This window comes from Cohnella algarum, assembly GCF_016937515.1.
Taxonomy (GTDB): domain Bacteria; phylum Bacillota; class Bacilli; order Paenibacillales; family Paenibacillaceae; genus Cohnella; species Cohnella algarum.
In genome coordinates this window covers 2,896,663-2,913,166 of record NZ_JAFHKM010000002.1, presented here as the reverse complement: position 1 = coordinate 2,913,166, position 16,504 = coordinate 2,896,663, and the positions used below count along the sequence as shown (strand labels likewise).

7 protein-coding genes are annotated in these 16,504 nt (G+C 61.3%); 4 read left to right on the top strand and 3 right to left on the bottom strand.

What is annotated here, in order from left to right:
• Nucleotides 1-100 precede the first annotated feature (100 nt).
• The 4 genes from JW799_RS13210 to JW799_RS13195 all read left to right on the top strand — a co-directional run bounded on the left by JW799_RS13210 (nt 101) and on the right by JW799_RS13195 (nt 4,591).
• A complete protein-coding gene (locus JW799_RS13210) occupies nt 101-1,456 on the top strand; it encodes an ABC transporter substrate-binding protein (RefSeq protein WP_080835251.1) in 1,356 nt (451 codons plus the stop codon).
• 326 nt (nt 1,457-1,782) lie between these two features.
• The gene (locus tag JW799_RS13205) at nt 1,783-2,682 is read left to right on the top strand and encodes a carbohydrate ABC transporter permease (RefSeq protein ID WP_080835254.1); all 900 of its coding nucleotides are present in this window, start codon (nt 1,783-1,785) and stop codon (nt 2,680-2,682) included.
• 1 nt (nt 2,683) lies between these two features.
• The gene (locus JW799_RS13200) at nt 2,684-3,529 is read left to right on the top strand and encodes a carbohydrate ABC transporter permease (RefSeq protein WP_080835257.1); all 846 of its coding nucleotides are present in this window, start codon (nt 2,684-2,686) and stop codon (nt 3,527-3,529) included.
• A 27-nt stretch (nt 3,530-3,556) separates the two neighbouring features.
• Entirely contained in the window at nt 3,557-4,591 is a 1,035-nt protein-coding gene (locus tag JW799_RS13195; RefSeq protein WP_080835260.1) for a glycoside hydrolase family 88/105 protein, read from the top strand.
• 656 nt (nt 4,592-5,247) lie between these two features.
• Here the strand turns inward: JW799_RS13195 and JW799_RS13190 are convergent.
• The 3 genes from JW799_RS13190 to JW799_RS13180 form a co-directional block, all read right to left on the bottom strand.
• Complete coding sequence (locus JW799_RS13190) at nt 5,248-5,964, bottom strand: DNA-binding response regulator (protein WP_139787183.1); 717 nt, start codon at nt 5,962-5,964, stop codon at nt 5,248-5,250.
• 419 nt (nt 5,965-6,383) lie between these two features.
• Nucleotides 6,384-12,008, bottom strand: a complete 5,625-nt coding sequence (locus tag JW799_RS13185) for an S-layer homology domain-containing protein (protein WP_205430170.1) — start codon at nt 12,006-12,008, stop codon at nt 6,384-6,386.
• Nucleotides 12,005-15,751, bottom strand: a complete 3,747-nt coding sequence (locus JW799_RS13180) for a PD40 domain-containing protein (protein WP_205430169.1) — start codon at nt 15,749-15,751, stop codon at nt 12,005-12,007. Before JW799_RS13180 ends, JW799_RS13185 begins: the two co-directional genes overlap by 4 nt.
• Between the last annotated feature and the right edge of the window lie 753 nt (nt 15,752-16,504).

Sequence of the window (16,504 nt, the reverse complement as noted above, 5' to 3'; positions counted from 1 at the left end):
ATCGGTTTTTTGCCTTACCCTCTCCTCGAGAAGTCTGGATAATAGAAATGTAAGCATTTACAAACGCAGAACAAAAAGCTTTAAGGGGAGGACTCATCCAATGAAAAAAGCTTTAACGACGCTGCTGCTCAGTTTCCTGGTCGTCGCTTTGGCCGCTTGCGGAGGCAGCAATAACGGCAACGGCGCGGCCAGCCCGTCCGCTTCGGACTCCGGATCGCCTTCGGCTTCTCCGTCCGGCTCCGCGGCTCCTTCCGATTCCGGCGCAGACAAGGAGCCGGTTACGCTCCGCGTCGCCTGGTGGGGCGGACAATCCCGCCACGACTATACGCTGAAGGTTCTCGATCTGTACGAGCAGCTTAACCCGCACGTGACGATCGAACCGGAATACGCCAGCTTCGACGACTATTGGAAAAAGCTGGCCCCGCAAGCGGCCGCCAAAAACCTGCCGGACATCATTTCAATGGATATTTCGTACTTGACCCAATACGGCACGCAAGGTCAAATCGCCGACCTGCAGCCGTTCATCGACAACGGCACGATCGACACGTCGAATATCGCCGAAAGCGCCATTTCCGGCGGCAAGGTTAACGATACGCTGTACGCGTTCAACCTCGGCTCCAACGCGCTGCTGTCCGTCATCGACAAAGCGATGCTGGAAAAGGCCGGCGGCACCATGCCTTCCCAGGATTGGACCTGGGACGACGTGACCGCGCTCGCGGAAACGATGAAGTCGCAAGGCAAGCTGCTCATGCAGGACATTCGCCACGACGTTTTCTTCCCGTTCTATTTGAGAAGCCAAGGCCAGCACATGTACGCGGCCGACGGCAAGAGCCTCGGCTACGACGACGACAAGTACTTCATCGACTTCTACACGAGATATAACGACTGGTATCAAAAAGGCTACCTTTTGTCGCTCGACAAGCTGGCTCAGAAGAAAGGCACGCCGGAAGACGGCGAGCTCGAGCTCGGCAACGCGGTCAGCACGTGGGGCTGGTCGAACCAATATATCCTGTCGTCCACGGTAGCCAACCGTCCGTTCGAAATTTTGCCGGTTCCGGGCTGGAACGAGAACAAGGCTCTGTACCTGAAGCCGAGCATGTACTTCTCCATCGCCGAGAACTCGAAGGTGAAGGAAGAAGCGGCCAAGTTCATCGACTTCTGGGTGAACAACGTCGAAGCGAACAAAATCATCATGGGCGAGCGCGGCGTGCCGGTTTCGTCCGCCATCCAGGAAGCGCTCAAGCCGGACCTGTCGCCGGAGCAAACGAAAGTGTTCGAATACGTCTCCTGGGCCGAGCAAAACAGCAGCGAAATGGATCCGCCGAACCCGGCCGGGGCGACCGAAGTCGACAAGCTGCTCAAAGAAACCGCGGAAAAGATCATGTACAAGCAATTGACGGTGGAAGAAGCCGCGAAAAAATTCCGCGAGGACGCGAACAAAATTTTGGCGAAATAAGGTTTTGGAAAGACTGTCAGGGCGATCCCTGGCGGTCTTTTTCCATTTGGCGTCGTGTTGACCGCCTCCCTCCCGTCCGCCGACGCCGGATGTGCTTGAAATTTCCTTCCTCATGCCTCCCGCCCTCCCCGCCAACGCCGGATGTACCCGAAATTTTCGCCCTTCGCCCGCCCCGTTCATGTCGGCTAATTAAACAAAAAGAACGGTTTTTTGCCTTCTGATCGTTCGTTTCAGCCTTCATAATGAACCTATGGATATAAGCGTTTACACGGACGGCGGCTATGAACCAACATACGTCGCGACTACTGCCCAAGGGAGTTGATGTTATGAAGCTGCGCCACAACGACCATGTGGTCGGGTATCTTTTTTCCGCCCCGTTTATACTGGGCTTCCTGATTTTTATCGTGTTCCCGATGTTCTCCTCCCTTTACTACTCGTTTACGAACTACAACCTGCTGACCGCTCCCGACTTCGTCGGCCTGGACAACTACAAAACGATGTTCACCGACGACGACAAATACTGGAATTCGGTCAAAGTCACGCTCCACTACGTCGTCGCGAGCGTTCCTTTGCGGCTGGCGTTCGCGCTGCTCGTGGCGATGATTTTGAACAAGGCGGTAACCGGCATCGGACTGTACCGTTCGGCCTACTACTTGCCGTCCCTGATCGGCGGCAGCGTCGCCGTCTCGATTTTGTGGACGCAGGTGTTCGGCGACCAGGGCCTGATCAATTCGGCGCTCGGCCTGATCGGCATCGAGAGCAGCACGTCCTGGATCGGCAATCCGAGCACGTCGCTCTGGACGCTCATCGCGCTGTCGGTCTGGCAGTTCGGTTCCTCGATGCTTATCTTCCTTGCCGGGCTCAAAAACATCCCGAAAGACTACTACGAAGCCGCCAGCGTGGACGGGGCGAACAGATTCCGCCAGTTTTTCAAAATCACGCTGCCGATGCTCAGCCCGATCATCCTGTTCAACCTGATCATGCAAACGATCTCCGCCTTCATGACCTTTACGCCGGCCTACATCATCTCCCGCGGCGAAGGCGGACCGCTCGATACGACGCTGCTGTATTCGTTGTACCTGTACAAGAGAGCGTTCGAGTTTTACGAGATGGGCTACGCTTCCGCCATGGCCTGGGTCATGCTGATCGTCATCGCGGTCCTGACGCTCATTCTGTTCAAGACATCCAAGTTCTGGGTCCACTACGAGTCGAAAGGAGACAACTGATATGGCGCACTCGACCAAGCTTTGGAAGCGGATCTCGTACCACGTCCTCGTCGGCGGCCTGGGGCTCGTCATGATCTATCCGATCCTGTGGCTGTTCGCGAGCTCCCTCAAGCCGAACAACGAAATATTCACGACGGCGTACAGCCTCATTCCGAGCAAGCTCGAATGGAAAAACTACGTCACCGGCTGGGCCGGGTTCGCCGGCAACTCGTTCGACACCTTTTTCAAAAACTCGTTCATCATCGTCTTCCTGTCCACGATCGGGGCCGTCGCCAGCTCCGCTCTCGTCGCCTACGGGTTTACCCGGATCAAATTTTTCGGACGCGGCTTCTGGTTCGCCTGCATGATGATGACGCTCATGCTGCCGCGAGACGTGACGATCATTCCGCAATACATCATGTTCACGGACTTCGGCTGGCTGTCTTCGTTCAAGCCGATAATCGTCCCGCAGTTTTTCGGCATCCCGTTCTTCATCTTTCTGATCATGCAGTTCATTCGCACCGTGCCCGTCGACCTCGACGAAGCCGCCAAAATGGACGGCTGCAGCAAATACGGCATCTTTTTCCGGATTATTTTGCCGCTGACGGTGCCCGCCCTCGTGACGGCAGCGATTTTCTCCTTCTACTGGACGTGGGAAGACTTCTACCATCCGCTGCTGTACTTGAACAAGCCGGAGCTGTATCCGGTATCGCTGGCGCTCAAGCTGTTCCTGGACGGCGAGTCGCTCAACAACTGGGGCGGAATGTTCGCCATGTCGTCGCTGTCGCTCATCCCGGTGTTCGTCATTTTCTTCATCTTCCAGAAGTATATCGTAGACGGCATCGCGACAAGCGGTTTGAAAGGATAAAACATCATGTTGGAGGAGTTGGAAGCTATGCCTGCACTCGTATTTGACGAAAATCGGATCCGCCAAGCCATCGACCGGGTGGTCGACCGCACGTTCCGCATGGATTTCAGCTGGGATTGGCCCGGGGGCGTCGCGTTCTACGGCGTCTGCGAAGCTTACAAGGCGACGGGCAACGAGGAATACTTGCAAAAAGTAAAAGCGTGGGTCGACGAAAATATGGAGGACGGACTGCCCAAGCTGTCGGTCAACGGGGTATCGATCGGCCACTCCTTGCTCGCGCTTTACGAAGCGACCAAGGAAGAAAAATATATCGAAACGGCCAAGGAAATGGCCGAGTACCTGACGCGAGAAGCGGCCCGCTTCGGGGACGGCATTTTTCAGCACACCGTCAACTCCGAAACGTACAACTTCCCCGAGCAAGCGTGGGTCGACACGATGTTCATGGCCGGCTTCTTCCTGCTCCGCATCGGCGCGCTGCTCGGCAGCAAGGAATACTTCGAGGACGGCCTGCGCCAGTATCACGGTCATGAGAACGTCCTGCAGGACCCGGTGACCAACCTGTATTACCACGGCTGGGACAACATTGCCGGCAACCACATGTCGGGCGTCTTCTGGGCCCGCGGCAACTCCTGGGCGGCGCTGACGATGGCCCGCGCGCTCGATATCGTGCCGGTCACGCATCCTTCGTTCATGATCATCGAAGGCTCGCTGCGCGACCAGCTGAGCGCCCTCGTGCGGCTGCAGGACCCCGAGTCCGGCCTCTGGCACACGATCACGACCGACCCGACCTCGCCGCTCGAAACGTCGGGCTCCGCCGGCATCGCCTGCGCGCTGCTGACCAAAGGCCGCCTGTACAACAAGTACACGCAAAAGGCGATCGACGGCGTCCTGGCGCGGATTACCGACGACGGCACGGTCACGGGCGTATCCGCCGGCACGGCCGTCATGGAGGACGCCGAAGGCTACAAGGGCGTGCCCGACAAGCGCATCCAGGGCTGGGGCCAAGGCCTGACCCTCGCGTTCCTGTCCGAGCTGCTGAACTCGAAAAAGAATCCTTATTGATCCGCCGGTTTCCCGCCCCTCGCCGCGAGCGGGGGGCGGGTTTTATATTGGGCATCAACCTCAACCCTCCGCCGCTTACGCCGCCTCCCCAGTTGGGTCGTGGCTGCTCATCTCAGCCCGCCTTCCGCATACGGATACGGCCGCTTTCACTTGAGTAATATGTACTCATCTCAGCCCTCCGCCGCGCACGCCGCCTCCCCAGTTGAGTCGTGGTTACTCATCTCGGCCCGCCATCCGCATACGGCCGCTTTCACTTGAGTCATATGTACTCATCTCAGCCCTCCGCCGTGCACGCCGCCTCCCCAGTTGAGTCGTGGCTACTCATCTCGGCCCGCCATCCGAATACGGCCGCTTTCACTTGAGTAATATGTACTCATCTCAGCCCTCCGCCGCGCACGTCGCCTCCCCAGTTGAGTCGTGGCTGCTCATCTCGGCCCGCCATCCGCATACGGCCGCTTTCACTTGAGTAATATGTACTCATCTCAGCCCTCCGCCGCGCACGCCGTCGTCCTAGTTGAGTCGTGGCTGCTCATCTCGGCCCGCCATCCGAATACGGCCGCTTTCACTTGAGTAATATGTACTCATCTCAGCCCTCCGCCGCGCACGCCGCCTCCCCATTTGAGTCGTGGCTGCTTATTTCCTATCGAAAATCATCGTTAGAATCTTTTTCGACTCTCCTTATATCCTGTCCGCCACCCTTTCGGCGATAAAACCGCAGTTAACTTATTCTTCTCTACTAACGATTCCAGGTGCGGGGCTATCGTCTTGCGAGTCACATCGAACGCCTTGGCGATCTGGCTCGTCGTGAACTTCTCCCCGCCAATGGATCGGCTATAGTGCAGCACAGCCCGTTCATAAACATTCAGCTTCACCTTTTCTCCGCCGACAGGACGGCCCCACCGGGCAAGCGCCATTAAGATCGTCTGCTTGCAACGGGCCGTCTTCTCCATGACCCCGTCGTACGAGAAGCGCAACAGCTTCCATTCATCAATAAGCAGCAGGTTCTGCCGCTCTTCGTTGTCGTCGTATTTCCAGCGGCTGATGTCACGCCAATGGGGGCCGAAGCCGTCCACTTCCAGCAGCAGACCGAACACAGGCGAAGGTAGATAGGCATAATCGGCGAACCGGATTCCGCCCCGCAAGTCGACTATTTCGTACTCGGGATGAAAATGCGTCAGGTTGCCTACGGCTTGCCACCATACGTAGGCCAGCATTTTCTCCGCGAAACCATGTTCCTCCAACAGCCTCCTCTTCCTCTCGCCGCGGCTCTTCTTGATCGCAGCGTTCATCATCTCCCCGTATTCCCGCTCAAAAGCCGTGTCAAATTTCGCCTCTTTCCCCTCGAGCCTGCCGTTCTCCTTCCTCCCTTCCATTTTCCGCGTGTCCCTCCTGTCATCCGCCTTATTCGCTTTCATCACTTATCCCCATCCCCTTGAAAGTTTGCGCTCCGGCCCATAACCCCGGACAAACAAATAAGCCGCCCCCGTATAAATAACGGTAGGCGGCCTGTGCTTCAGGACCGAATATATTTCTAGCTTATCTGAGAACCCGGCTAATTGCAATAGATTGCCTATTCGCTTGGCTCCTATTGCAACCCCTGCGAACCTTCGCCGCGAATGATCGCGTGGAAGCGTTGAACTTCGTCTTCCGGCTATTGCACAAGGGCAACGATAAGTCGGCGCAGGATCTGCAAAGGCTCGCGTCCCAAGGGATCTGATTCGATTGCTTTGATCGCAAGCCGCGAATGAAGGAAGAGGGACTGCCCCTGTCCGGACAGTCCCTCCTCTCTTGCTTATGGTTTGGCTACAATCAGTCCCTGCGCGGTTAGCGCGCGGAGCACAATGACGGCAGCCTCCGCTCGCGTGGCGGTCGCGTCGGGATGCAGGCTGACGCCTCCGCCTCCCTGCAGCAAACCGTTCTGCACGGCATAGGCGACGTGCAGCAGCGCCCAGTCCGATACCCGATCGCCGTCCGCAAACCCGCCAAGCACCGCCTGCGCGTTCAGCTTGATGTCCGGGTCGACGCGAAGCGCCCGGAACAGCATGACCGCCATCTCTTCCCGCGTCACCGGGTCTGCCGGCCGGAACCGTCCGCTTGCGCCTTGCACGATGCCGGCCGCGGCCGCCCGGGAGACGAACGGCGCGTACCAGGCGTCCGGCGCCACGTCGTCGAAGAGCAGCGCTGTCCCGGCTGTCGAGCCGGCGCCGATCAGCGGCATCAGCAGCTTCACGAACTCGGCCCGAGTGATCCGGCCGTTCGGCTGGAAGTAGCCGTCCGGAGTGCCGCTCACGATGCTGCGGGCCGCCAGAACTTCAACATCGGCGCGGCTCCAGTGATTCGCCAGATCGCCGAACGTAAGCTCGGCGAGCAGTACCGCATACGTGCCGGGATCCGTCGTCTCGGCAGTCACGGTGTGCGCCGATCCGTCGACGATGCCGCCAACGTACGTCCACCGGGTTCCGTCGGCGTCATCCCGCAGGTATATGCCGAGTTTGCGGATGTCCGCCCCCTCCAGCAGCGCCGCGTCGTAAGCGATGGTCAGCTTGCCCGCGGCGGCCAGCCGGCCGCCGTCCGGTTCGAGCTTCCATTCGTACGCCTTCGATAACAACCGTAATTTGCCGGACGTCGGCGCTTCGGCGTGTCGAGTCGCCGCGACTTGCTTCGCCGCGCCTGCGGCGCCTTTCGGCAGCCACAGCTTGAATGCCCCGCCGAAAAACTCCAGCTCGCCGCCTGCCTCGCCAATGTCCGCGCGTTCCGAATCGCCTCCGCCCGGATTGCCGGGGGTACCGGGAGTACCCGGATTGCCTGGGTTGCCTGGATTTCCGGGGTTACCTGGATTCCCCGGATTGCCCGGGTCATCCCCGGCTAGCGTTGTCGCGAACAGCGTCAGCGCCGGCGAAGCGTTGCCCGTGTTGTCTACCGTCCAAATCTCGACTTCATACGCCGTGGACGGCGTCAGGCCGTCGATCGTGTAGCCGCCTTTGCCTTTCGGGACGGAAACCGGCTCGGAGGCTGCCGATTCGCCCTGCTTCGTCCACCGGATCATAACGGCCGACAAGTCGGCATCTGACGGGTCCGTCCACGCGATTGCCACGCTGCTCGCGGCCGGCGTCATCGCAACGCCCGACACCGGCCCAGGCGGCGTGAAGTCGCCGGATGCCTGCTGCAGTCCGGCCGTGCCGACGGTAACGGTCGCCTCGCTGAATCTGTCAAAAGCATCGTAAGCGCGAACTTTGACTTCGTAGCTCGTGTCGGCCTCGAGTCCGTTCAGCAGAGCGTACGTCCGAACGTCCGGCAGCTCCTCGACCGTATACTCGCCGCCCGAGCCTGCGAGCCGGTAAGCGACCTCCATCCGGCTCAATTCCGTATCGTCCGGCAGCTTCCAGGTTACAAGAGCAGTACCGCTGTCGGCCTCGGCCTTCAACTCGAGCACTTCCGCCGGCTTCGCGCCCTCTTCCGTCACCTCGAACTCTTCGTCGTAAGGTTCGGCGAGCGGAATGCCGGCGTAGCTCGTCAGTCCGCCATCGACATAAATTCGATAAGTGCCGTTCGCAAGCGGCGCATCGGGCGTGAAGCGGACGCGTTTGGAGTCGCCGTCGGTCACCGCCCCCGCGACGGCCCACGTGCCCGGCACATCGCCTTCGTCGTCAATGACGGCCAGCAATTGTCCCGACACGGCATCGCCGTCGACATGGCGATCGAACAAGATGTCGACGTAGGCGCCGCCGGGCGCCGCCTCGACCCTGACCGGCTTTGCCGGCAACGTGGACACCATCGGGATGTTGACGTCGAAATGCGGCGGCAGTACGACCAGCTCTTCGCTCTCTGCCGGGAGATAACCTTCTTTTTCATACCTTACCTTCCATTTGCCTTCCGGCACATCCCAGGCATAGCGACCGTTCGCGTCCGTGTAGAGCGGATTATCCTGTCCGTACCATTCCGCGTCCCACACGTCCCAGCGTTCGGCCTCCTCGTTCCAGCGCAGCGCCGTCGCCCGAACGCCCTCGATGCGGTTGTCCTCGGTTACTTCGTACACGTAGCCGCTCGGGTCGTAAATCCACTCCGGATCGGCGATGTCCCGCTTCGGCTTCGAATCCGGCTCGCAGTAGTCGGAGTTCTTAATCTCAAGCTCCAGACGGTCGATCATCCCGTGCAACTGCGCGTCCAGCACCTTGCCCGTCATGTTGCTTACGAGGAACAGCGCGACGGTGCCGATCCCGAACGTGGCCGGACCCGCGGCCGCCCCGGCGACCATGATCGCCGCCTTGGTCAGTTCCACCGCGATCAGATGGTTTTTCAAAAAGTTGATATGGTCGTAATACACATCCTGAATGCGCTTGTCGCAATGCAGCGCGACCCGATCCATCAGCCCCGCCAACCGGTCGAGCACGTCGCCGCTGCCGCGCCCGTCATAGATGCTGTAGGCGGCGTCGATCGTCTTCCACGTATTCGTTCCCTGCTCCTTCCCGAAAAAGACGACGACGCGCGTCGCGATCGCGCCGATCCCGCTGTTCAGCGCGCGCACTTCCGCTCCTTTGTCCGCGGCCCCGGAGGACCGCAGCGCCGCGGCCGCCTGCGCGTCGGCTCCGGCCGTCAGCAGCGCCATCGCCTCGCCGACGTTCAATCCGCTCCGGAACGCCGCCTCCTGCAAATACCCGGTCAGCTCGATTCGGAGCACGCCATTGTTGAACGAAGAACCGAGATTCAAGCCGTACAGCGGAATTCCGGTCTCTTCGGCCAGCGCCAGGTCGGCTGCCGTCGGCGTGTAGGTCGTACGCTCCAGCGAAGCCGTCACCGTCATGTCGACGTCGCCGGACGAACCGGGCAGCTTGCCGGAAAAAGACATCGACTGCCGGTTGCCGTCCGGGCTGCGCGGCGAAACGGTCAAATTGTCCGTCACTGCATCGCGGAAGGCTGGCGGCAGCGCGGCGCGAATTTCGGCGGACGAAGGAACCCGACCGTCCCACCCGGTCGGCGTCTCCAGCGCGCGATAGTCGATGCCGATCGGGCCGGGCCTTGCCATCCCGCTCACCACGGCCGTATGCACGCCGTTTTTCAGCGAAGCCTCGACGCGGGTGTCGCCGATATAAAACGCGACGTCCCGAACCCGGTCCGGATGATTGAACGTGACCGTGAGCACGAACGGCAAACTCGGCGCGAACACGTACGGGAATCGCGGCACATTCTCCCGCGGATCCAGCTCGATGAGACGCCCGTCGGTCTGCTGCAGCGTGAAGGCGATCGGCTCGACGTGATTTTCGTCGTATTCGACCGTTCTCGGCTCGCTGCTCCACGTCTTGTCGCCGAGCGAGGCGACGGCGCGCAATTGCCACCGGTCGGCGAAGCCGGTCCCGGCCATTGCCGCCTTGATGCCCCATCGCCCTGCGGGCGTCGTCTCGGCCGCGCCGACCGCCGCATCTCCGGCGTAAACGACGACGCGGCTGCCGGCCGGCGCCGTCCCCGTTACCCGGAACTCGCGGGAGGCGGTGCGGTCCGGCGCAACCAGCGTCACCTGCGCGACGGCGGCGCTCGCGTAACCGAGCTCTTCCTCGACGCGCTCGCCTCCCCGGGCGAACGAGATGCGCGGCGAAACGTTCAGCCTGCTTCCCGCCCATTCGCTCGGCAGCATCAGAGAGTACTGAATCGTACCCGCACCCAGTGCCGGAACGTTCCCCAACTCAAGCGAATAAACGCCATCCGATTCGACAAGCGTCGCCGGCCGGCCGTTCCATACGACGCTGCCGGGCACGAGCGCCGCCCCGGCCGGCACATCGAGCCGGACCGTCGCGGATCCCGCTTGCGGCACGCCGCCGTTGCGGTAGCCGATCCGGACCGCGACGGATGTGCCGGGCACGGCATTGGAAGTGCCCAGCAGCACATAGTTGCCCGCTTGCCGGGCGAACGTGCCCGTCGGCTCCGCACTCAGTTCGCCCAGATCGACGACGTCGTTGTCGTCCACCTCGAAGGTGCGAATCGCCGTTGCGCCGGATTTCGAATATTGAACCCTGAGCTCGTACAGTCCCCCGCCCGGCAGGTCGATCGAGAAGCGGCTGTCGGACACCGTCCTGGCGGCGACATTTTTTCGCCTTCCGGATTCTTCCAGCCTGTTTACGATCAACGTTGCCGGCGACTCGGTCAAACCGCCCTCGACGTTGCTTAGCAACCGCTTAAGTTTCAGCTCCGCTTCGACGCGGCGGTCGTCGTCGATCACGACTTCGACGCAGCCCGAACCGTACCCGCCTTCCACCCCGTCCGCGCATATGTTCACCTTGTCGCCGACAGCCGCGTACACGAGAATCGGTTGCCCGGATCCGGTCACATGGCCCGTCGAACGGATGCGGAAATGGACAAATTCCCGCCAATCCAGATCGTAAGGTCCGATCCACGTGCCGTTCACGTCTTCCGTGTACAAGTTCAGTTTGACGACCGCCGGTACCGGCGTGCTGAACCGGAAATCGTACCGCAGCGTTTGGCCGCTCTCCGTCCTCAGCGTCTTCCCGCCTCCGCCGAACCGGCCGCCGAGCGATACCTGAAGTTGAACGTCTCCCGTCGGAACCTGGATCGAATACTCGCCATTGTCGTCGGTGACGGTCTGGAAGCTGTTTCCCCGGAAGTAAGCCTGCACCGTCGCTTCGCGAACCGGCTTGCCTTCCGGGTCGACGACGGTTCCCGCAATCTCGGCATCCGTTCGCAGCGGGATGCGGATCGACTCGTGCTGGCTGCCCGGCCTGAGCTCCAGCGTCAACTCGAAAGGCGCGTAAATCGGATCGGACGGGGTGGCGAAAATCTTCGCCTTCTTGCCGACCATTTGCCGAAAGGGCGGGAACGCCAGCCGTCCGTTCTGCAGTGTCGTGCCGGTTGCCAATGTGTCCCCGTTTTCGTCGGCGACGACGACATGGACCCCGCTGAACGATCCGCGGTCATTCGTTACGGTCAGCGACAGGCTGGCCGGCAGCATCGGCTCGAGCTCGATATCTTCGCGCCGATCGCCCTGGCGCACGATGAGCGGCGGGAGCGGATCCGGGTTTTCGGCAAGCAGATCGACCCCGCCCGCTCCAGTCAACGTGAACGTATAGTCGCCCGCCGCCGGCATTCCCTTGAATTCGAGCGTCCGCCTCCCATTCAGAATCGCCGTCTGACTGGCGCGAGCGGACGTACTGCGCATCGTCAGCAGGCCATCGTCGGGTGGCGAGGCTTGACCGGTCAACTCCACGATTACCGTTGCGCCGACCGGGATCGGCTGCCGCAGCGCCTCCTTCTCATGCTCCTCTTCGTCCGTATTCAGCACGCCCTTCAGCGACAGAAGCTCCGCGGCGAATTCCGGTACGGCAAGTTCTCCCTCGTAGACGCCGGGCAAGCTTTCCGCCAGCTCCGCCGTTGCCGTTCGTTCAACCCCCTCGCTATCCGCATAAGTCAATTCGGCTTCCGATTCCGCCCCGGCTCCCCCGTCATCCGGAGGGCGATGCGCTCGCCCTGTCCGGCGAATTGCCGGAAGTACAGCGGCATCGTGTGCGTGAACGTATCGATTCCTCTTCCGCCGATCGCAATCGTCTTTTCCGCGGAGTAAGGCGCGGCCGTGCCGTTGACGTCGAGACTGAACACGGCATAAGTATACGTCCCGCCGAGCTGGGCCGTTCGATCGGTATACGTGCGCGCCGCAGCGTCGATCCTGTCCGCCAGCGTCTCCCAATCGCCTTCCCCTTGCTTCCTCACGACGCGGAAGCCTGCGATTTCGTTGCCCTCTTCCGGACCGTCCCATGCCAGCCGGACTTCCGTCCCTTGCAGGGTCAGCTCCAGATCCGCCAGCCCCGCCGCAGCCGGCGCGGTGCGCTGGACGTATAAGCCGTATTCGGTGCGCTCGCTTCCGCGCACCATGTTCATCATCGTCGATTCGTACGCGATGCGCGTTCCGTCGCCGCTCACGATGCCGTCATACGGGGAGCTTGTAAGCTTCACGCCCGGGTCGTACGGAATCGAAGCTCTCGACGCTTTCTTCGCCTCCCGGTCCCACAGGAACATATCCGCAATGTTGTCCGTATCGCCGGGCACGATATGCTTGCCGGAAGAACTGAACAGCACTTGCCTGCCGTCGTTTGTCATTCCGTATACGGTCAAGGAATCCAGCGTCATCGGGCTTCCTTCCGGCACTGCGATCAACGGTTCGGGCGCAGTGCCCTCCGGTGCCTGGGAGTCGAACACGAATGCCTGCCTGCTATTGTTCGACATCGTCATGTTGAACGCCGCATACCTGCCGCTGCCGTCCAGGTAGGCCGAACCGGCATTTTTTCGATTGGCAATGAGGCTGCTCAGCCAGACGATGCGCGGCCTTTCCGGATCGCGTCGGTCGTACCAGTACGTGTCGAAGGTATCGTTGTTATCGCTATCGACGAGCGGCTTGTACGTGTAGAAGACCATCGTCTTGCCGTCGGCGCTGATGTCCATCGCGTCGCCGCCCGTTCCCGGCGATTCGCCGTTGGGCATGATCAGCGGCCCCATCTCGCGGGTGACGGTATCGTAGATGACGTTGTAATAACCTGCGGTCGGCGCCCCTTCCACGAGGTTTCGCGCGTTCGTGCTGAATACGATCGTGCTGCCGTCGGCGCTCATGTCGGGACCCGAGCTGTCGCCGTCCGCTTGGCCGCCGTCCCCGAGCGGCGTGCTGATTTTCGACAACGAGGTGTCGCCCGGTTCGTCGAAGACGCCGTTGGCGTTCACGTCGCGGTCCAGCAGGAACACGTCCCACCTGCCGTTCGTATCCGGCGTATTTGGGAGCAGATTCGACGCCCGGGAGCCGAAGGCGACGTATCGGCCGTCGCCGCTGATCGAACCGTTGTTCGAATTGCCGTTGCCCGGCTTGCCGTCGGCGCTGCGGCTGACGAGAGTGACGGAGCCGAGGTCCGCGTCGTACAAATACAGCTGGTGCGTGGAGGAATACGGATTGTACGGTTCCGCCCGATCGTCCTCCGGAACAAGTCCGTGCATGTCGGTTGCGAACAGCGTATAGCGGCCGTCGGCGCTCAAGTCGAGCGCCTGCGCGTTGTAGCTGGGCGCGGGCTGCCCCGTTCCCCGCAGCACGTCGATTCGCACCAGCGCCGGACCGTTCGGCAGCTTGCTTCGCGTCCACGGGCTTTCGCCCCGATTGCCGTCGCCGTCTACGATGGCGACCGACAACTCGTAGGAGACGCCGTTCTCCAAATTCGGCACGATCGCGGAGGTGACGCTTCTCGGGTACAGCGGCGACTCGTAGACGGTGCCGCCCGGCTTGCGCCAGCGCACCTTCGCCCCGACGACGTCGGGATCCGCGGGATACGTCCACGCGACCTGCGCGCCGCCGAGCACCGGCGCAACCGTCATGTTCGCGGCAGGCGGAGCCGTCGTCTCCCGTTCGGACAGCGTCGTCGCCATCGATTCCGGCGTCCACTCCGACCAAACATAGCCGGACGTCCCCGCCGCCACGCGATAGCTGTGCGCCGTTCCCGGCACCAGCCCGTCGAAAGCGAACGACGTATCGGACGTCACGCCCGCGACCCGGCCGTCGATCGACACCTTGTACCAGGTCGCTCCCGGCACGGCCGGCCAGCTCAGCGCAATATACGTGCCTCCGGGCGCGGCGGTTACGGACGCGCCTTCCGGCCATTCGGGCGCTACGGCATCCGTCTGCAGCGCTACGGCATACAAATCCCGGACGGCGTCCGCATCGGCCGTCTCCGTCATATTCGTCGCGCTCGTCTCAAAAAGGACAGTGCCTCCGTCCGCGCTCAGCACCGCCCGATCCGCCGGCTGATCGGCGTTGCCGCCGCCCGCCGTCTTGCTGACCCAGCGCGTCGTGCCGGCAACCCGGTCGCGTACGTACACGTCCGTCCTGCCGCCGTCAGCCAGATCGAAAGCTCCGTCGGCGTGGAACGATATGTAGCGCCCGTCCGCGCTGATCGACGGATCGTAGGCATCCGAGTCGACCTGCGCGCCCTGGCCGTTCGGGCTGGCCAGCTCCGTCGTGCCGGTCAGTCGGTCATAAACGTATACGTCCTGCGTATTTTGCGTATCCGCCGGGACGATATTGCTCGCTTTGGATAAATAGGCGACATAACGGCCATTGGCGCTTACGATCGGATAATAGCTGTAATGATTGCCGCGCTCGCCGGACGGAGACCGGCTGATCATCTTCATTTCGTCCAGCGCGGCATCGTACAAATAGACCGCCCGGTCGTTCGCGCCGATATTCGTTCGCGTATCGTCGGGCACGATCCTCGTGCCTCTCGAATCGAAGGCGATAAAGCGGCCGTCCGCGCTGATCGACACCCTCGCCCGGAACGTCTCGTAGATGTAATTTTGCCGGGCGATGCGCTTCACAACGCTTGTCCGCCGGTCCAGCAGCCAAATGTCGTGATCGCCGGTCGAGCCGGTTTTGCCCGCATAGGCGACATACCGGCCGTCCGCGCTGATCCCGTAGGAACTGCCCATCCCGGCGTATTCCGAGCCGGATACGTACGCGGCAACCCGGTGCACCATATCTGATGCCGCCTCGTAGAGAAACAGGTCCTCGTGGTTGTTCGTATCGTCGGCAACCAGATTGGTCGCCTTCGACGTGAACAGCACGTACGACCCGTCGAAGCTGACATAAGGCGCATAGCTGTCGCCGTTCGCCTCGCCCCCGGCGGAGACGCTTACCCGCTTCGTCGTGCCGAGCTGCCGATCGTGGAGGAACACGTCCTGCTTGCCGTTCGTATCCCCATCCACCAGATTTGTACCCGTCGATGCGAACGCCACATACCGGCCGTCCCCGCTCGCCGAGGGGGACATGCTGTCGCCCGTGCCCGGCGCTCCTCCGACAGCAGCGCTGATCTTGACCGGAAGGCCATATACAGCATCCGCAACGGAGAAGCTCCCTTCATCCCCGTATACGGCATCCCCGATCGAAATCCCGTTTTCATCTTGCGGCTCTCCGACCAGTTGCCCGATCCAATCGTCGAGCGACGCCAGAGGATCGGCAGCCGGCCGTTCCTGCGCATAGGCAAGCTGCCCGACGCTGCCCGTCAGCAGCGACAAGGCGAGCAGCCCGGTCAACCCGCAATTCCGCGCGCGCCGCCAACGGCGCTTGAAGTTCGGCGCCCCTCCGATTTTCGCCGATTCGCTCCTTGCTTCACGCGATTTCCGTAACACCTGTAAGTTCCTCCCTTGATTCGACTTCGGTCTTCGTATGGGCCCGGCCCATTTGAGACGTATCCGATCCGGTTAACGGCGATCGATCCGGCACAATGAACCGTCCTCGCCGGAGTCGGCTTCGCTCGTGCGAGGTTCTGCTCATTTCAGCGTAATTTTGCCGGGCGTTTTCGACCAGTGATCGTTTGTCATCGTTTTTGTCATCACGGTCACATTTTTCACCGAAAAGTCATAGGACCATCTGACGAAAAAGCGACGTCGGAAGCGCCGGAAAGCGAGCGAATTCGACAGCATGGGGAGGAGTTTCCTTCGGATATGCAGCGCGGTTCTTTACGGGAGCGGCTGAAAAACAAAGACATGACTCGCGACTTGTGAGCGGGCGGGCCCTAAGGCGAAAAAGCGATGCGGACACGAGGACTGGAGCGGAAAACGTACGTTTGGAGGAAATCCCCCTCTGAGCGACGGGGATATCGTCACTAGGTGAGCGAAACGCAACAACTCCTCTGAGCGGCGGGGTTATCGTCACTAGGCTGCGCGAAACGCAGCCACACCCCTGAGCGACGGGGATACCGGCACTAGGCAACACGAAACGCAACAACTCCTCTGAGCGACGGGGATACCGGCACTAGGCAACACGAAACGCAACAACTCCTCTGAGCGACGGGGTACGCACTAGGCAACACGAAACGCAACAACTCCTCTGAGCGGCGGGATACCGGCACTAGGCAACACGAAACGCAACAACTCCTCTGA